We start from the raw sequence: 19015 nt of genomic DNA on the forward strand, positions 1-19015 counted from the left end.
TAGCTTTGACATGACTTGTCAAAGCTACACTCGTTCATCATTTACTATTAAAATATGGATATTTTTTTAACTTTTAAATAGTATTTTCGTCATTTTTGAAAATACACCTATCATTTTTCAGACAATAAAAGTTTTTTGTCTTGTAATGTATATATTTCATCGCAAATATTCGCTACAGAAACATCGTGTGTTACCATAATAAAACTAGTTCTAGTTAATTCAATTTTTTGAAAAATATTCAAAACCATAGCTTCGGTTTCCGCATCTAAAGAACCTGTAGGCTCATCTGCTAAGATAAGCTTAGGTTCAGTAATAAGCGCTCGAGCAATTCCAACTCTTTGCTTTTCTCCTCCAGATAGATAAATCGGATTCTCTAGTAATATATCATCAACAGCTAGACTTTTAGAAATATCACGGACTTTTTGATTGATGATTTTCTTTTCGATTCCTAAATATTTTAAGGGTAAAGCAATATTATCAAATACATTTTTACTCTCAATCATAGGATTATTCTGAAAAATAAAGCCAATATTATTTAATCGATTGGCACTCATTTCGTTAGCGCTCATTTCTCTCAGGTTCTTATCTTCAAAGAATATATTTCCTGTGTCCGGTTTGATGAGTCCAGCAATCAATTTTAGTAAAGTCGTTTTACCACTACCACTTTTACCCATGATCGCTATTTTTTGTCCCTCGTTTATATTCAAATTCAGATGTTGAAATAATTCTTTCTTATTCCGACCATCTCTTATTTTAAGGGAAATATCCTGTATACTAATCATTTGTAATTCTCCATTTCCTAAGAATGATAGTTGATATTAAAAAGAATAGAAAAATTAAGACTAAAGACAAGTAGAGTAAACGAATAAAGAGAACAAGTGTAATTCCCCCTAAATAGTTAGTTAAAGTCAAACTCACACATAGAATAAAGGATAAAAGCAATGTTTTTTCTACCATGATATAATTCCGGATTTCTTTTTTTGTCGCCCCAAACAGCAAATGTAACTGATATATCTTTTTATCACGATACATTTCTAAACAACAAAAAACAATTGTCATTAATACTAAAATAATCATTGAAAAAGAGACAACTAATTTTAGCAATTCATTGTTTTTAGTAATCATGAATAATAGTGCTGATAAATGAAATCCTGATTCACCTATTAAATCGACTGTTCCCAATTCATATGTCGAAGAAATTTCATTTACTAACTTATAAACTTTTTCTTGTGAAAAAGATTCTGGAACTTGAAAGTAGCCATTGACCCCATTTAGAAAATGTTTTTGAAAAAAAGAAAATTCTTCTTCACTGATTTTTTGAGGAGCATTTTCTATAAATGGCAAAATAATATAATGATCTAGCACATAGTCTTCGTATTCGTTAAAAGTGACCCTTTCACCTTTTTCAACAAAACCAATGACTTCTGCTTCAAACTGTTTGAAAAGATAAGATAGCTGTATTTTGTCTCCTATGGTGTAATAGTCTGAGTAACTATTCCCTAAGATAACTGGAATTTTATCTCTATTATATTGATAATCACTAGGAGAAAAGGATTGTCCACTTGCTATTCTAAGATCGAAGCGTTCCAATGCATGATCGTTCATTTGTAATGATTTAAAAGGAATCTCTTCTTTAGTCCAGCTACTAACAGAACCTGCAATCTGCTCATAATGTTCGATAAACTCAGTTGGTAAATCCTTTTCTTGTAAATAGTTAATGCTTTGACTATTTACTACCTGGTATTTCCCTTTTTGGCTATCTGATAATTCTTTGTACATGGCATTGAGGTAACTGACACTTTGAAGATTCCTCAAAAAGACTTCCTCTTTTTCCCCAATAAGCGTGTCTACAAGTTTATATGTTTTTGTATTACCAACTGATACCCTATGTTCTTCATTACTATTCTCTTGCAACATGACATCTGAAACCGAAAGTGTCAAAAATGAAAACAACAAGAACAGCGTATAAAAGATTAGTAAATATTTTTTCCTTTTTAAAGATTCGAAAATCTCTACTGTTAGATTACTTATTTTCATCAATGTTCCTCCAATTTCTAAAAAAAAGAAAACTAAACAGAGTAACAGAACACCCAAGGATAAAACTTTGACTGGTAATATAACTAACAGTAAAATCAGTCACCGAATCAAAAATGGAATGTTTGAAGGGGAGATATACTACACCAAGAACAAGAATACTCTCAAATAACCAAAAAAAGAATAAGTGTTTCACTTCTTCTAGAAGAACCGTATTTCTCGATATTCCTATCGTTTTTTTTAAATACCTTGTCGATTGAGTTAAGGTTAGATAGAACAAGATACACATGCCAATAGCTAACAAACATAGTACTTGAAATGAATACCTTAACAATTGGTTATTGTTTTCTAAATTTTGTGCATTATATGCTTTTGTATCATCGGAATAAGTAATAGCTGTTATATCATTAATCAACTCACTTTTTAACTTTTCCATCGTTGCTTTGTTTGAATTTACTTGGTAGACACCATTGGTTTGATTTTCTTCTAATGAGTTTATGTTTATCAAAGCCATTTTTGATAAATTTTTTGCATAACGGCTATCTAATATACCAATTATTTTGTAGTTTTTTTCTTCAATACGTATAGTATCTGTATGTGTTTTCGCTAATTCTTCACCAATAATTGCTCTATTTTCCCCATCATAAAAATCGTCACGTGCAAAGTTTCTTCCTTCAACAAGCGGAAGATACCAATCATAATTTGTGTATATAGCTTTAAAATAAAAGTTACTTTCTAGATTTTTCACAACCAAAATATTCTTTTGATCTCCTAATAATTCTCCCCAATTTTCAGAATCTATATTATGATTTGCGATAAGGCGTACTGTGTCTTTGGAAGAAAAATTGTTCGATACAAAATCTAGATTACTTTGATTATAAATATAAAAAAGAGAGAAAGCATTTGTCAAAGTAGCAATCAAAAATATTAGATTTATCATAAAAAAAAGTATTTTTTTCAATAAATTTTCCTCTTCTCAAAAAACTTGATATGTGGAAATATTAAACATAAATAAATTACCCAACTAAATAAATTGGGTAATTTAAAATCATGCGATACTTCTTAAATAAGTATTAGCTTCCCCTTACTAGATCTCTTACACCAGTTGCTTCTTCATCAGAGTGTAAATTTGAATACCTTCTTTCCGAATCTACTACAGCATCTTTAAATACAAACGTCCTTATTTAGAGTCACGAATAACAGTACACATTGCACTATTATATTTCCGCACAGCCAGTTTTCTGACGTATTGTAGTATTTTTGATTACCATCTCTATGATAAAAATTAGAAGATCTAAGCATACCTAAAACATTATCATCAGCTAGTTGATTTTCAAATTATCCTTCACCTTCAATCGAACTACCTGAAAATTCGGAAACTGTTTTAGTCGCTGTTATAACTTCTGTTTGATAAGAAAATATATCTAAAGATACAACACCTATTAAAAATAACGTTTAAAATCATTTTTTCATCATATAATATTCCTCTAGTAAAAAGATATTGATTATAAGAATTAAGTTAACACATAAACGAAATAAGTGATCATATCAGTCGCTAAAAGTTGTTTTAGGATCATAATCGTTCACACTACCTATTAATGCTAGTTTTTAAAATCAAAGAGGAGATATCATATAAAAGAACGCCATCCAATAAAAAAAAGCTGTTTACGGATTTCGTATCAGCTTTTCTTTTCTAAATATTCATTTTTATCAAAACAAAACTCACTAAACGATTTTCTTTTGCATATGATCATACAGATGTCCACTGATCGTTCGTTCCCCGATTACTTTGAACCCATGGCGCTCGTACAATTTTCTAGCTTGCGGGTTTTGCTTATCGCAACTTAGTCCAATGACATCGCGGTTTTGTTTTTTGACCATTGGTGGCAATGCTTCTAACAAAGAGGAACCGATTCCTTGTCCTCTAAATTCTTCTGAAACACAGATAGAATCTAAATACCATTCATCAGGGAATGTTTCTCTATCCGTAAACATTTTTACTTGCTCATAAATGCCATGCTTTTGTAAGATTTTTTCTAAGGGCTGGTCGATGATTGGTTCTTCTTCATCTGTATAACCGTAAACGATTCCTGCTACCTTGCCTTCTCGCTCATCAACGATCCCTCTTGTATAGCTGTAGCGATAGTCTGGGTCTGTAATCGCTTCTTCTAAGATTTCCAATGTTTTTTCTTCACCGTACTTTAAAAGGAACGGTAGGTCCATATCTTTCAATATAACTAAAATAAGCGGAGCAATAGCTGCCGCATCTTCTTTTTTTGCATTACGAATCATTTCTGACACTCCTTTTTTTCATTTTACCATAATGAAATCTCAGAGCAAAACAGCTAATTCAAATAATCTTCAATTTTTTGCGTCACGAAATAACCATTTGAAACGATTGTTTTTGCTTCAAAACGACAGTAGGGGCAAACAATCGGCATCTCTTTTTTTACGTGTTCAACGATATGATTTACTTCTTCATAAGTGAATTTTTTCCCACAGTTTGGACAAACCATTTTTTGCATGATTCCCTCAATCCCTTCTTTGTTTTACACTTTTAGATTACTCTTATCTAGAAAAAAAGAGAAGTGAAACCACTTCTCTTTCAAGCACTGATCAATACATCTTCTAAATGATTCGTTCCATCGACGGCTACAGAATAATACAATTGACCACTTTTTGTCGTGATTTCCCAACTTTTTGCTTTCCCGTGATGTTTTCCGACTTTATGGACTGCTTCTTTCATTGCTGCCTGTGGATGTTTCACTTGATGGATCGTTTTCAAGTGAAAGAATTGCCCTGGTTCGTTGCGGCTTTCATCAACAACCATCGTCTTTCCTGAGATTGGATTCACTGTGATCACTCGATTGGGCGTATAAAAAATATATTCATACATCTTTTTATTACTTTGTTCTTCGTCTAATTGGTTGAACTGGATACGACTGACTTTCTCTTCATGGTACTCATCTCGCAAAATAGACACTGCCTTTTGCAATGAGATTTGATATTCTTGATCACTGATGTCATCAAAAGAAAAGTTTGCATCCAATAGTCCTAACGAAGCCGCTAAGCTAACAATGATAGCAATCGATGCTGCAATGATTATTTTTTTCATTCCATTCTCTCCTTGTTTTTTTCTAGAATAACAAGAAATAGGAAAGAAAAAAATCGAATGAACGGAAGAAAAAGTGACAAATTTGTTACCTTTATTCGTGTAACTCCAACGGCAATCCGTCCGGATCAAAAAAGAAAGTCATTTTTTCGCCTGTAAAGGTATCGATACGGACTGGTTCAGTTTCAATCCCCAATCCTTGTAGTTCCGCGACTGTTTCTTCGATATGTTCCACTTTGAATGCTAAGTGCCTCAAACCACAAGCTTCTGGATAGCTCGGTCTTTTAGGTGCATCTTTGATACCGAAAATCTCAAGCTCCATATCTCCTAGTTTTAAATCTAACTTATAATCGCCACGGTCTTCTCGATAATTTTCACGAATAACTTCAAAACCTAGCAAATCAACATAAAATGCACGTGACTTTTGATAATCCGACACAATGATCGCAACATGGTGAACGGTTGTTAAATTCATTCTCACACTTCCAATCTTATTGTTTCCTTTATCTTATCAATAGTTTTAGACATAGCAAAGATTTTTCTCCCGCTGCACAAAAAAAGAGAGACCACATCAAATGGCCTCCTACTTTTCATCGTTTGGAAAATTAATATTTCTCAGAAAACAATCAAATCGAATAATAACATATATTTTTTTAAAATGAAAGACTAGAAATAAATTTTAAAAGGAATACAATAATTTGTGTCTCTAAAATAAACAAGCACTATATATTGTGTTTCAAGGAGTTTTTTATTATGAGTAATTATTTCAGATTTTTGATTCATCAATTGAAAGGTTGGCCTCAACAAAATTATTATCTATTCTATTTTAGCCTAGGTTGCCAAGTCATGACACTTGTGAATCAGCCAATCACTTGGTTGTCGATCATTACCTTTATCGGGACAAATCTAGGGGTGTTGTGCATTTTATCAATCAATGCCGCTAAATCAGTCAACGGTATTCTAGGAATTCTGTCTGCTATTTGTTTTATCGTCGTTGGCTTTTCTGCCAAAAACTATTTAAGTATCGGCGAACAAATTGCTTATATGGTCACATTGGATATCCCAGTTTTATTAAGTAAAGAATGGAATCATAATATGGCTTCTAAAATTCGAGAATTTAGTGGAAAAAGTTGGTTGATTGCATTAACCGGGACTGTTTTCGTTTACTTGATTTCAGGTTATTTGATTGGTACGTATACAGACGACCCTCGTCCTTGGATCGATGCCATTGCTTTTTCGATCAGTCTTTCTGCCGGGATCATTAGCTTCCTTCGCTACAACAATCAGTATTATTGGTGGCTTGCTTCTGGTCTTGCACAAATGGTCTTATGGTATGTTTCCTATACCCATGGCTCTGCTAGTTTAGCGATGTTTATCAATAGCTCAGTTTACTTGATCAATGACTTATTAGCCTTTACTGTCTCTCCTTGGTACAACAAAAAAGAAAGAGCGCGCATGCAACGCATGGAAGCAGAATATTTTTCGCATCATGTTTCTTAATGGAAAACAATAAATAAACTTGTACTAGAAATCGGTTTGTTTTTCAAACATCTTACTAAAGCGAGAAAGTCACCCAGAATAGGATGGGACTTTTCTCGCTTATTTCTAGGTATCGTCATATCAAGATTCTCTCAGCGGTTCGCGTCAACTAAATCAAATCCTTGAGCAACATTCTAATGTCTTCATCCATCGTTTGTATCACTGATTCCAATTCTTGAAACTTTTTTAATGCAAGCTGTTGTTCTGAAGTAAATACATAGTCTGCTTGTTCATATTCTTGTATCAAAGAGGCGACTGATTGCTTTTTGATTTTCTTTGCAAGTTCTTGCCATTCAGTTTCTGTCACAGTTTTTGTTGTAGCTCGCCGTTTTTCTTCGCGTTCTTTGCGTAAAATCTTTAGAAACCCATTTCTCATCACCCGAGGGATACTATCGAAAAAACCAGTTGTAAATCCATAACGCTGATAGTGTTGCCAGACTAAATGATAAATTTGCGGTTGGATAAAACGTTGTTCTTTTGCTAATCGATCGACGTCTACAGCTTCATACTTCGATCCTTCTCGCAGATTCGCGATAAACTCTTCAAAAAAAGCGACAGATGGTTGGCTTGTCTCAGCTATTGAAACAGACGACCAATCTTTTTGGAGAAATAGTTGATAGTTAGTCAAGAACGCTTCAACATCTTTAGTCAAATCTTCTGAAAAATCCTCAAACAATGATTTTTTCTCAAGGATTTTTTTCGGCTTTTCTTTTGCCTGATAGCTCACTTGTTGGATGTACTTTTCCATTGCTTGATAGTCTGCCAGATAAATCGGTAACTGAGCATGACGAAATTCGGCGATTCGTGTAGTTCGCTTTTTATCTGGTAAAATCGGTTGTTTCAGCCGGCGATTATGATACAACATTAGACAATATTCTTGCCAGAGTCGTTCAGGAAAGGCAATATTTTGTTGTTTCAGCCAGAGGATCTCATCCAGCGCTAGATCCACTTTAGTCATTCCTTGATTGATCGACGCTGCAACTGTTGGACTAACGTGCAAGTGTTCTGCAAAATGATTGATCCCTAGTTTTAATTCCTTACCCGTTTTAGGGGAACGAACGATATATTGGACTTTCAGTTCACGGCCACATTCACAATAAAGTTTTTGTTGTCTACGTGATGTGCGATAAAATGGATTGATCTTAAAGTCAGAAAAAATCCAATCCGTTGCTGCTAAATAGTTTTCTTCCAAAAATCGCGAGTGGATCAAATAACGACGATGTTGATCCATGACAATTCGTTGTTGTTTCGTCAATCGTTCATAGATTTCCCATCGTTGGCTACTTGTATATTGTTTGGAGATTTTTATTGGGTAGTGTTGCTTGATTTCTTTTGGGAACCATTCGTCAAAAATCGCTTGCCAACTTTCATTCATCCCTTTCACCTGCCTTTCTAAATTAAGAGAGTAAAAATAAATTCGTTCAAAGAGCAACAAAAAAGCCGAAAATAATGTGAGCTATTTTCGGCTTTTCGCTTTTTTCATACGTGAAGCTGAGGTTGTGACAGCAGTGTCTTGCACTTACTGTTGGAGGTCAGCTTCTGGAACACCATTTATCTGGTTGTAGGGGCACAAGATGACGAATGTCCTAGACCTCATCTACCACTTGCTTCGCTTCAGCTAACTATCAGTGAGTTGTTCCTGCGTTACCTGAAATATCTTCTTTGTTGTTGACTGCTGCTTCTACCGCATAAGTCAATGAAGCCGCAATATCATCAAGTGACATTGCCGGTGTCCCAACAGGGCGATCGATGACTTGATCTGGTGAGAATGGCACATGGATAAAGCCTCCACGAATCGTTGGGAACTCTGTTTCGATCAAGTGTAACAATCGATACATGATGTCGTTGCAAACAAACGTACCCGCTGTATAAGAAATATATGCTGGTAAACCATGTTCGTGTACATTTTTTGTCATTGCTTTGATTGGTAATGAAGTAAAGTAAGCAGCTGGGCCGTCTGCTTCTAACGGCGTATCAAATGGCTGGTTGCCTTCATTATCTGCAATACGTGCTTCAGCTAGATTGATGGCTACACGTTCAAAAGAAATCGCTGAACGTCCACCTGCTTGACCAACACAAATCACGATTTCAGGTTGATGTTCTTGGATTGCTTCTTTTACGACTTGACCACTTTTACCAAAAACAGTGGGAACTTCTAATTTGATGATTTCTGCACCGGCAATCTCAGACGGCATTTTTTTGACTGCTTCATAGGCAGGATTTACTTTATCTCCACCAAATGGATCAAAACCAGTTACGAGTACTTTCATTTTTCATTCCTCCATTATTCTATAAAATGATGCGTTCAATTCATCCTTCAAAGATTTATCTAAACGTTAACAATTGATTGTTTCTCACTCGTGTATTTAGCACTTTCAATGAGTCATTCCTATTAAAAGGACTCAGTGTCTATCTATTTTAACAAAAAACAGTCAATAATGAAATGCTTAGCTGTTCAGAAAAAGAATCAATCTTCTCCATGTTTTATGGAAATCATTGATTCTTTTTCGCTCAAGATACTATTTAAATAAAATCATATAGACGATTTGGAAAACCAGCATGAATACAGCAACGAATAGTTGATTCTTGATCACGCCGTATTTATCTTTCATTTCTAACATCGCCACTGGTACTACGTTAAAGTTAGCAGCCATCGGTGTCAACAACGTTCCACAGAAACCGCATGTCAACGCGACCATACCTATCAATGCTGGATTAGCCCCTTGACTAAAGACAAAAGGCGCACCGATTCCGACTGTCATGACGGTGATTGCCGCAAAAGCATTCCCCATGATCACTGTAAATAGAACCATTCCTAACGCATAGATGATGATACCAATATTGACATTACCTTCTGGAACGATCGTACCAACTGCACTAGAAATCACTGTACCTACACCTGCGCTCGTGAAGACCGCACCCAGTGAAGCTAAGAGCATCGGTAACATACTTAAAGGTCCAACTGTCCCTAACATGTCTGAAGCATCATCCAAGAAAGTCGTTGGGCGATTATCTCTTGAAAAGAACATCAAGATCAACATCGCGACAAATACCCCAACACCGACACCGACTAAAGCACCTAAATCAGTGAATAGTGCGAATAAAATGGCAAAGATCCCAATACTCAACGCCGGAATAAAGATTTTCATCCCTAATTTATCTGACATTTTTTCCATGTATTCTTTTGATGGCAAACGACTTGCACCTTTACTCACTCTTTTTGTGATTGCTGGGATCGTCATCGCGAAAATCAAGATTCCGTTGTAAGTTGGAGATATCCAACGCCCAGCGGCAATCACGACTCCTAAAACTGTCCAGAAAAAGGCTGATCCAAAGCGATGCGGGTTGCTTTTATCAAAGGCATTACGAAGACCCGTGTAGATCAAGACTAGCCCCATCAAGATATATAAGATTTCTAATAATTTTTCACTGAGTAATACTTCAGAATTTGTAAAAAAGTCCATCTTATTTCTCCTTTCCTGAATAGTATTTCTTCGCTAATTTCTTTTCTTTTAAATAAAAATAGACACTCGCAACGACTAGAGCAGTGATGGCAACTGGTATCTGTACCAATGCCAACTGACCAAGAGTTACCTCGTAGCCTAAGTCTTTCAATGTGGATTGTACTAATAAAGCACCTGCCCCACCGATAAATAGTACTTGACCAAAGAACCAACAAATATTTTCCATCGCTGAAGACATTCCTTTTAATTCCTCTTCATGTTCCGGATTGACAGTTAATCCTTTTGATTCAACGGTACCTAACGCCATTGGCATGATGATTGGACGGACAAAGCCGGCCACCCCACCAAAGCTGACATTGAAAGCTGCAAAGATCATTCGGAAAACACCATAAATATCGATGATCATTCCAGCGGATACCTTCTTGAAACGTTTGATCAACGTTGCAGCAGATTCCTTCAGACCATTGCGTTCTAACGTACCAGTTGCTAACATAATGATAATAAAAATTGCCATTCCTCGGTTATTCACAAAACTTGTACCTAAAGTTTCCAGCATACCTTCAAGTCCTAATCCACCAGTAAATGCGGTCACGACTAACGCAACCATAACGATCAAGATCGAATCTAACTTGAAAGCAAAACCAAGAATAACAATCAGTACGCCTAACAGGCTAAGATAATTTTCCATCTGTTTTCCTCCTAAAAATTACATGATATTTTTTCATTATAAAATAAAATTGATTGAAAATATAGAGAATTCTTACAAAAAAAATAATATATTTTAAAAATTCTGTCAATTCCATAACAACAAATGACTTGAAGTCTTATTTATACTGCCGATTTTCTTGAACTACATAACATTTCTTTACATCTAACTAAGGGATCAAAACTGTAATGTTTGAAACTACTCATAAAAACAAATGAGACGTTTCTGAGACATTAGTCCTCTCTCCCCTAAAACCGAATAAACGACAAGAACAGAAGTAACCTCTTCGAAAAAACAAGACGCCATCCACAAGAATTTGAAGAACAATTTTTGTGGATGGTGCCTTATTTCTTGAGGCTGAACACTTCTATCCAGACCTCGCCTCATTTGTTGAAACAAGCTAGTCAGTTGTTTCTTAATGAATAAAAGATAAAATCAAATAAATGATCCATAGATGTAACGGATAAAACAAGTAAAAGAAGTATTTGTCGAATGCGCGTCCGGTTCCACCTAGTTTTCCATTATAAAGAATGATAAATGGGATGACGGTGACCATCATAAATTCATTATCAAACGTTAAAAATTGATACAATGATTGATAATCAGGCATTTGTGTGTAGGATAAAATGGCTAGACAAAATAAAATCAGCGTATAAACAAAAATACCTAGAACCAATTTCCCTCGTTCTTTTTTCTCGCGGAAGAAATACATCAGCAACAACATTGGAACTAAATACAGACCACCTTCCGAAAAAGCAACCGTGATCATGACCAATAAAAGTGCTACTGCTACGAGCACTCCTTTTCTCCAAAGTGTTTTTCCTTTTATTGTAGAAAGAAGCCACATCAAGCAAAACAGCAAGAATAATGTCAAAAAGATATTATGTGGACCTAAAAATAAATAATAGTCTGGCTGATGATCATATTCACTGATGTAATTTCCTGTTAATAACTGATAGATGATATTTCCAATCGCTACTACGAATGCAGCTATTCCTAATCGCTTCGCATACTGATATTTACTATGCGTATACTTGAAACCTTCAACTAATAAAAATACAAATAATGGCGCAACAAAACGTCCCAACCACGAGACCCAACTTGGCAACCCTAATTGCATCCCGAAATAACTGTTGATATGATCAACGACCATAAAAACAATTGCTATCCATTTCAATTGATAGCTCGTCAACCCTTTTACTCTCATATATTCCCTCCATTTTTTATGCCTCAAGGAATAAGTATAGCCAATCGCCACCTATTTCGACCATCTTTCTCTCAACCTTTTCACTTACAAAATTGTTTGTTTGGATCATCATTAAAACAGTAACTCCCTCAAGGTGTCAAAATGTGACTATGCAATCATGCCTCTTCACTGAAATGAAACGAACAATCGTGGAAAAACGTTGTGAGAAAGTCACGTATCGTTTTCATCGAAGAAACGCCGAACAGGCAACATGAAAAAACACCTAAGAAATGACCTGAATCAGGTCGATCTCTTAGATGCTTTTGAGTGATACAAAAGAATGGTTTTCAACTTTTGTGAGTTTTATAAGTGCAATACCCCAGTTGCAAATAATGCCAATGCCACTACTCCAAAAATCGAGACTAACGAAAGCAATAAATAATCAAGTTTTGTCTGTGGAACAGCTTGCTGTTTTTCTTTTCTTGCTTTGAGATAAAATAGGATACCTGGTAAAAATAATACAAGAACGAGCATCACTTCATTGAAAGCAACAAATAGCATTGCCCAAATTTGAAAAGCACTTGCTAATGAGCCAACCAAGAATTGGACCCATTCTTTTCTTTGATAAGATAGTTTCATTTGATACAATCCTAAGAACAACCACGTAAAGAAGATCGCTGCAGTTCCTAAAGTATAAGCAAAGTTATAGGCGCTATCTGTAAACAGTAGCGAAAGCAAAAAGACATTTGTACATAAAGTCGTTAATACGATCGCATATGTCGGTGCGCCCTTTTTATTGACTTTCCCCCAACGCGCTGGCAATAAGCCATCATCCGCCATATTGCGCATCGTTTCAATGGGTAAAATCGTCCAAGATAACCATACACCGACCAAGGAAATGATCAGTCCACCATTGATCACGACAGCTCCCCATTTACCAACCATCATCTCAAACACATAGCCCATTGCTGGTTGCGTTTGGATTGTTTGGAGTTCTTCCATCGTCATCGTACCGTAAGGCAACATCGAAACTAAAACATAGATCACGATCAATCCAAAAATCCCTAAGATCGTGGCTTTTCCGACATCTGATTTTTTCTTCGCTCGTGAACCAACCACAGATGCACCTTCAATTCCAACAAATACCCAAAGCATCACCATGATACAACTTAGGATTTGACTTGAGAAAGGAATCGGCTGTCCATTGGCATTCAAGATGATATCACTTGAAAAATTATTGATGAATTGTTGCAATGAGAACGTGCTGATAGCAACAATAATAAATAAAAATAGCGGAACTAATTTACAAATTGTCACGATTGCATTGACGTAACTGGCATTTTCGACTCCTCGATTGACGAGCCAAGCATATCCCCATAAAAATATAGTACTGACGATGACCGAGGCGACATTTTGACCCCCATCGAATACTGGAAAGAAATAGCCCAACGCACTCATCAATAGCGTAGCAAATGCCACGTTTCCTAACCAGCAGGTCAGCCAATAGCCCCACCCACTGATGAATCCCGAAAATCGACCAAAGCCAGCTTCGGCATAACTAAAAATACCACCTTCTAATTCTGGACGTTTCTTATTGATATTATTGATTGACAAAGAGAGCATCATCATGGACGTCCCAACTAATACCCAGCTGAACAATGCTGGGCCACCAGCCGATCCTGAGATGTCGGTCATAATACCGAAAACGCCACCTCCAATCGCTGACCCAATCACTAAGGCCGCTAGTGGGATCAATCCAATACCTTTTTTCTGTTGCTCTGTGTCCATGTACGCATCCTCCAAAATAAACCGCTTTTATGCAAAGTATAGCAAAACTTCGTTTCATTTATTTTTTTCTAAAAAATTCTAATTGAAATTTAATTGTAACTATTTTTTTCTAATTATACAAGGAAAGCGACCGCTTCTCTTCCTCTTCTTCTCTACCAAAAAAACAAAAAAATGCTATACTGGATAAGAATGATTGGAGGACGATATCATGAATATCTTATATATCTCAATTTCTGGTAATACCCGAGGATTCGTCAAAAAATTAGCAGCTTTTGCTACGGAACAACATGAAAAAGATGCTTCACTTCCCTTAGTCCACCTAAAAGAGATCCATGAAAATAGCGACTTTGAAAAAGAAACCAAACCTTTCTTTGTGTTTGTGCCAACCTATCTAGAAGGAGGCAATGGCATTGATAGTGGTGACCAAGAGATTTTGACAGAAACCATGCGAGAATACTTGGAATATCAAGAAAATCATGCGCTTTGTCTTGGTGTTGTCGGTAGCGGAAATAAAAACTTTAACTATCAATATTGTTTGACAGCGAAACAATATGCTGAACAATTCGGCTTCCCTATGGTAGAAGATTATGAATTACGTGGTACGCCAACAGATGTTGAAAGAATCTACCATGCTTTAGTTCAACGATATAGAGCTTAATAAAAAGCGCAAAATCCTTTGATTTTGCGCTTTTTATTATTTTACACTTTCAACATCCATCACTGGTGTTTTTGCTCTTACTTCACCTGTATGTGTCAAAACAAACGTTAAGACATGCTCCATATTTGTCAGAAGAACCATCATAGCGGTTTCTTTTCCTGCCTCTTTGATCGCAGCTAGATCCACGTCCGCTATCATCGTATCTTTTGTGACAGCTTGTCCTTCACTCACTTTTATATCAAATGGCGTCCCACCTAGTTCCACAGTATTGACTCCCATGTGGATTAATAGCTCTAACCCATCAGCTGTTGTTAATCCGATGGCATGTTTCGTTGGGAAAATAGAGCTGATGATCCCAGAAGTTGGCGCATAGATATGACCATTCGTTGGTTCAACAAAATACCCTTCTCCCATCATCTTTTGAGCAAATACAGGATCACTCGCTTGTTCGATTGATTGCACTGTACCATCTGCTACTGCACATAATTGAACGGCTTGTGTTTGATTTGTTGAGTCAGTACTTGATGCTGTATAAACAGGTGCTTCTTCTGCTAATTCTTCTTTCGCTAATTGTTCTTTAGGAATCCCGAAAAAGAAAGTAGCTAAGAATCCGCCCGCATAAGCAGCTAATAATCCAAGGACGTAGCCAAACCATTTGCCATCTGAAATCAAAGGAATCAACGCTGCGCCAGAAGGACCAATAGCAATGGCACCAATATTCCCGATCAAGCCGATCACCGCACCACCGATACCGCCTCCAATACAAGCAGTAATGAATGGACGACCTAAAGGCAATGTTACACCATAGATCAATGGTTCACCAATCCCTAAAATCCCTACAGGTAACGCACCTTTGATCATTTCAGTCAATTCTTTGTCTTTCTTACAACGTACCCATAAAGCAAGCGCAGCACCAACTTGTCCAGCTCCTGCCATTGCTAAAATAGGCAATAATAATGTACGTCCTGTTTCATCGATCATTTGCACATGGATCGGAGTCAATATTTGATGCAAACCAAACATGACCATCGGTAAGAATAATGTACCTAATACAAATCCTGAGAAGGCGCCACCCACACTAAGTACCCAATTGATCCCTCCTACCATACCATCTGAGATAAAACCAGCTAATGGCATGATCAAGAAAATCTCGATCAGCCCGATGGCAATCAATGAAAGTGTTGGTGTCACAATGATGTCTACTGCATCAGGAACGATTTTGTGTAATTTCTTTTCAACGATGGAAAGCAACCAGACCGCAAAAATCACTCCGATGATCCCACCTTGTCCGGCAGCAAGTGGCGTTCCAGTAAACAAGTTCGTCAAAGGAGCTTCTGGATTCATCCCCGTCAACATGACAACTGCACCGATTACTCCACCAAGTGTTGGCGTTGCGCCAAATACTTGAGCGGCATTGATCCCAGTATAGATGACAAGATAACTAAACATCCCATTTTTAAGAATGTTCATGATGTCGATGTACTGTTGCCATGATGCACCATCGATGGTTCCGGCTGTCACAAGGTTTGTCAATACTGCGGCGATCCCTGCAACGATCCCTGTACCAACAAAAGCTGGAATCATTGGGACAAATATATTCGAGATATCTTTTAAAATTGATTTGATTTTTGACGGTTTTTGTTTTGATTTTTGTACGTTCTTCATCTCTTGGGCACGTTCGTTGACCTTGTCTTTCCCTGATAAACCAGTTGTAACATTAGGGTTTCCAGGGATTTTTTCACCTAGTTTGACTCCTGCTTGGTCAACCATTTCTTGTGCGACTTTGTTTACTTTCCCTGGTCCGATGATGACTTGTAACTGTTCATCTTCGACTACTCCTAACACGCCCGGTATCGCTTTCAATTTCGCTACGTCGACCAACGATTCATCAATGACTTTCATCCGAACCCGTGTCATACAATGGACAACGCTGTCTACGTTGCCCATGCCACCAGCTCCAGCATAAATTTGTTTTGCCAGTTCTGTCAAAGTCAATTCATTTTTTGCCATTTCCTTTTCCCCCTTACAACGTTCGTTTTACAAAGCCGTCTGCCTCAGCTAGTTTCCTTTTCGCTGTCTCTTTGTTACTATTCGTCAATAACATAACGATGGCTAGTTTAACATTTTGTTCCGCTTCATAAAAGTATTTTTCTGCTGTTTCATAATCCACTTCGGTTGCTTCCATGATGATTCGCTTTGAACGTTCGACTAATTTGTCATTTGTTGGCTTGACATCGACCATTAGATTATTGAATACTTTTCCGATACCGATCATACTGATTGTAGAAATCATATTTAAAATCAATTTCTGTGCAGTTCCAGATTTTAAACGTGTCGAACCTGTTAAAAATTCTGGTCCGGCATCCACCTCAATAGGAAAATCCGCATGTTGACTGATCTCAGCTTCTTTGTTACAAGAAATCGTTGCCGTCTTTGCGCCGATTGAACGAGCATAGTCTAAGCCACCAATCACATAAGGCGTGCGACCGCTAGCCGCGATACCTACGACCAAATCATTTTCCGTCAAGTTCAACTGGATCAAATCTTCTTTCCCTAACTCAAGTGAATCCTCTGCACCTTCAACTGCGACAGTCATAGCCGCTTCACCACCTGCAATCAAACCAACGACCATTTCAGGCTCTACACCAAATGTAGGAACACACTCCGCTGCATCCAATACGCCCAAACGTCCACTTGTGCCAGCGCCCATGTAGATCAAGCGTCCATTTTTTTTGAAAGAAACAATCGCTGCTTCAATCACTGGTTCAATACTCGGTAGTTCTTTTGCGACAGCTGCCGCCACTTCATGATCTTCTTGATTCATCAAGCGAGCGGCTTCAGAAACACTCATCTCATCCAAACCAAATGTCTTTTGATTTCTACGTTCCGTTGTTAATTTATCTAAATCGATCGTCATTTCTCAATTCCTTCTTTACATTTAAATTTATAAATCATTCCTGCATGGATTTGTTGGATCAATGGCAAATCAGCCGAGATCACTCGTGCCACACAATTGACTTTTTCATCTGCTGGTAAATCTTCTTTCATTAGTTGGATTTCACCCATATAGCGAAGATACGCTTCATTATCTAACGTGACCGTACCTATTTTCCGTTCATCTGTTAATCGAGCAGGAATAGGAGGGATTTCTCTAAATCGTGCATCTGCACTACGTACCACAGCTTTAGCTTCATCTTGTCGATTCGTATGTGTACCTAAAATGATTGGACCAAATGTTGGGTCCAACAATGTCACATGTAATAAGATACCGCCTGTTTCTTTATAATACAAAAATTGTTCCTGGGTGGTCAGCGATAGCCCACCGTCACCAATATAGATCAGATCGGTTTCACATGAAGCTAAGTCTAGCGCTGCTGCCAAAGGATGTTGATAGCGATGTTCTTCCAATGTTGGAAGTCCTTTGTATAAAGGGCCTCTCAACACTTCATCTCCTGGTACAAATCCTTGAATCTTAAATCCTTGTTCTGCTAACCATTGATTTTTTCTTTGGTACCACGATTTGTCTAACCCTGTTTCTGGGCGCGGATAATAATTGTGCCAAGCTTCCATCTGAGTAAAATCAGCACCTGCTTCTTTTAATTCTTGCACATCTTGTTCAGTGATCGTGCTTGCATTCAAACTGATTTTCAATTGATGAGACCACTTCGCAATCTGTTGGTTCGACAGGTGATAATCCATCCGCAGCCCTGTCACACCAATCTCTTTTAATGGCTCAAGATTTTCTAAGGAGAACCCTGCCAACTCTAATGCCTTACCCGATATATCTACCATCAACTCTAATCCGGTTGCTTTTGCTTCTTGGCCAAGTTCCGTCAAACGCCTTTTATAAGCTGAAGGATCATCTTCTGGAATATGCATGGATGTAAAGATGCCAATAAATCCCTTCTCTGCCATTTCATGGATATACGTTTTCGTTTCTTCGGACAACTCTTGATTCATAAATACAGAAAAACCAAACATGTACTCTCCCCCTCACCATGTATCCGCATTCATTTATAAATTGATTATACTTCGTATGAAATAATTTTTCAACATAAATATAAAATATATTAAATTTCATTTCTTGATAGTGTAAAAAAAACGAATCAATGAATTCATCTAAGCAACTAATCCAAAAAAGCCGAAAATAGTCCAACCTATTTTCGGCTTTTATAGATTATTCAGTTGATCAATTCTGACAGAATCCTTTAATCAATTTATGTAAGAATAAGTTTTTTGTGTTTCTTTGAATAACCTTTGTCTAAGGCTTTTTCTTGTTCGTCTAAAACTAGCGACACTTTGTTGCCAAATTGCCCTTTGAGGGTCTCCTTCAATCCTGTACCTGCTGAAGAAATCGTGTGTTTTGCTCTATTTGTCTCATTCTTCCCAGATTGATTTGTCGTTCTTATTTTCAATCCCTTCTCACTTTTCAGCGCGATTCCAAGTGAACGAGTTAAGCATTTTTCCATATCTTTCTGATATTTCTCCCACCATTGATCAATCATTTCAAACATTTCAAACATTTCAA

The 19015-nt window shown here is 36.9% G+C and carries 19 protein-coding genes; 2 read left to right on the forward strand and 17 right to left on the reverse strand.

What is annotated here, in order from left to right; translation table 11 throughout:
* Positions 1 to 110 precede the first annotated feature (110 nt).
* The 7 genes from IGJ00_RS11795 to gloA2 form a co-directional block, all read right to left on the reverse strand.
* Positions 111 to 782, reverse strand: a complete 672-nt coding sequence (locus IGJ00_RS11795; protein WP_071867792.1) for an ABC transporter ATP-binding protein — start codon at positions 780 to 782, stop codon at positions 111 to 113.
* On the reverse strand, positions 775 to 2037 hold the full coding sequence (locus tag IGJ00_RS11800; RefSeq protein ID WP_071867793.1) for a hypothetical protein: 1263 nt from the start codon (positions 2035 to 2037) through the stop codon (positions 775 to 777). Before IGJ00_RS11800 ends, IGJ00_RS11795 begins: the two co-directional genes overlap by 8 nt.
* Positions 2024 to 2995, reverse strand: a complete 972-nt coding sequence (locus IGJ00_RS11805) for an ABC transporter permease (RefSeq protein ID WP_065096417.1) — start codon at positions 2993 to 2995, stop codon at positions 2024 to 2026. Before IGJ00_RS11805 ends, IGJ00_RS11800 begins: the two co-directional genes overlap by 14 nt.
* A 764-nt stretch (positions 2996 to 3759) precedes the next feature.
* Complete coding sequence (locus tag IGJ00_RS11810) at positions 3760 to 4326, reverse strand: GNAT family N-acetyltransferase (RefSeq protein ID WP_438844453.1); 567 nt, start codon at positions 4324 to 4326, stop codon at positions 3760 to 3762.
* 53 nt (positions 4327 to 4379) lie between these two features.
* A complete protein-coding gene (locus tag IGJ00_RS11815; RefSeq protein WP_010734755.1) occupies positions 4380 to 4559 on the reverse strand; it encodes a hypothetical protein in 180 nt (59 codons plus the stop codon).
* 80 nt (positions 4560 to 4639) lie between these two features.
* Positions 4640 to 5149, reverse strand: a complete 510-nt coding sequence (locus IGJ00_RS11820; protein WP_010734754.1) for a hypothetical protein — start codon at positions 5147 to 5149, stop codon at positions 4640 to 4642.
* Positions 5150 to 5240: 91 nt separating this feature from the next.
* The gene (gene gloA2 / locus IGJ00_RS11825; RefSeq protein ID WP_010734753.1) at positions 5241 to 5621 is read right to left on the reverse strand and encodes an SMU1112c/YaeR family gloxylase I-like metalloprotein; all 381 of its coding nucleotides are present in this window, start codon (positions 5619 to 5621) and stop codon (positions 5241 to 5243) included.
* 278 nt (positions 5622 to 5899) lie between these two features.
* Here gloA2 and pnuC point away from each other — a divergent pair, with 278 nt between their 5' ends.
* Entirely contained in the window at positions 5900 to 6646 is a 747-nt protein-coding gene (gene pnuC / locus IGJ00_RS11830) for a nicotinamide riboside transporter PnuC (protein WP_010734751.1), read from the forward strand.
* Between the two features lie 148 nt (positions 6647 to 6794).
* Here pnuC and IGJ00_RS11835 read toward each other — a convergent pair whose 3' ends face one another.
* From IGJ00_RS11835 to IGJ00_RS11860, 6 genes are all read right to left on the reverse strand, one after another.
* Positions 6795 to 8060, reverse strand: a complete 1266-nt coding sequence (locus IGJ00_RS11835; RefSeq protein WP_071867795.1) for a hypothetical protein — start codon at positions 8058 to 8060, stop codon at positions 6795 to 6797.
* A gap of 250 nt (positions 8061 to 8310) precedes the next feature.
* Positions 8311 to 8955, reverse strand: a complete 645-nt coding sequence (pcp, locus tag IGJ00_RS11840; RefSeq protein WP_010734749.1) for a pyroglutamyl-peptidase I — start codon at positions 8953 to 8955, stop codon at positions 8311 to 8313.
* A gap of 249 nt (positions 8956 to 9204) precedes the next feature.
* On the reverse strand, positions 9205 to 10149 hold the full coding sequence (locus IGJ00_RS11845) for a DUF979 domain-containing protein (RefSeq protein ID WP_071867796.1): 945 nt from the start codon (positions 10147 to 10149) through the stop codon (positions 9205 to 9207).
* Position 10150: 1 nt separating this feature from the next.
* Complete coding sequence (locus tag IGJ00_RS11850) at positions 10151 to 10837, reverse strand: DUF969 domain-containing protein (protein WP_023520114.1); 687 nt, start codon at positions 10835 to 10837, stop codon at positions 10151 to 10153.
* A gap of 433 nt (positions 10838 to 11270) precedes the next feature.
* Entirely contained in the window at positions 11271 to 12062 is a 792-nt protein-coding gene (locus tag IGJ00_RS11855; RefSeq protein ID WP_071867797.1) for a TraX family protein, read from the reverse strand.
* Between the two features lie 342 nt (positions 12063 to 12404).
* Entirely contained in the window at positions 12405 to 13829 is a 1425-nt protein-coding gene (locus IGJ00_RS11860) for a basic amino acid/polyamine antiporter (protein WP_023520116.1), read from the reverse strand.
* 208 nt (positions 13830 to 14037) lie between these two features.
* On the opposite strand from IGJ00_RS11860, the gene nrdI reads away from it, so the two are divergent.
* Positions 14038 to 14487: a class Ib ribonucleoside-diphosphate reductase assembly flavoprotein NrdI gene (gene nrdI, locus IGJ00_RS11865; RefSeq protein WP_071867798.1), complete on the forward strand. Its 450-nt coding sequence runs from the start codon at positions 14038 to 14040 to the stop codon at positions 14485 to 14487.
* A 36-nt stretch (positions 14488 to 14523) separates the two neighbouring features.
* Here the strand turns inward: nrdI and IGJ00_RS11870 are convergent, their stop codons facing one another.
* The 4 genes from IGJ00_RS11870 to IGJ00_RS11885 form a co-directional block, all read right to left on the reverse strand.
* On the reverse strand, positions 14524 to 16497 hold the full coding sequence (locus IGJ00_RS11870) for a glucose PTS transporter subunit IIA (protein ID WP_438713197.1): 1974 nt from the start codon (positions 16495 to 16497) through the stop codon (positions 14524 to 14526).
* Positions 16498 to 16510: 13 nt separating this feature from the next.
* Positions 16511 to 17404 (reverse strand): N-acetylmuramic acid 6-phosphate etherase, encoded by an 894-nt coding sequence (murQ, locus tag IGJ00_RS11875; RefSeq protein WP_071867800.1) that lies wholly within the window; start codon positions 17402 to 17404, stop codon positions 16511 to 16513.
* On the reverse strand, positions 17401 to 18468 hold the full coding sequence (locus tag IGJ00_RS11880) for a DUF871 domain-containing protein (RefSeq protein WP_071867801.1): 1068 nt from the start codon (positions 18466 to 18468) through the stop codon (positions 17401 to 17403). Before IGJ00_RS11880 ends, murQ begins: the two co-directional genes overlap by 4 nt.
* A gap of 236 nt (positions 18469 to 18704) precedes the next feature.
* Complete coding sequence (locus tag IGJ00_RS11885; protein WP_438844454.1) at positions 18705 to 19010, reverse strand: hypothetical protein; 306 nt, start codon at positions 19008 to 19010, stop codon at positions 18705 to 18707.
* Positions 19011 to 19015 lie beyond the last annotated feature (5 nt).

Source organism: Enterococcus sp. AZ062 (assembly GCF_051715065.1).
In the GTDB taxonomy this organism is placed as follows: domain Bacteria; phylum Bacillota; class Bacilli; order Lactobacillales; family Enterococcaceae; genus Enterococcus_B; species Enterococcus_B mundtii.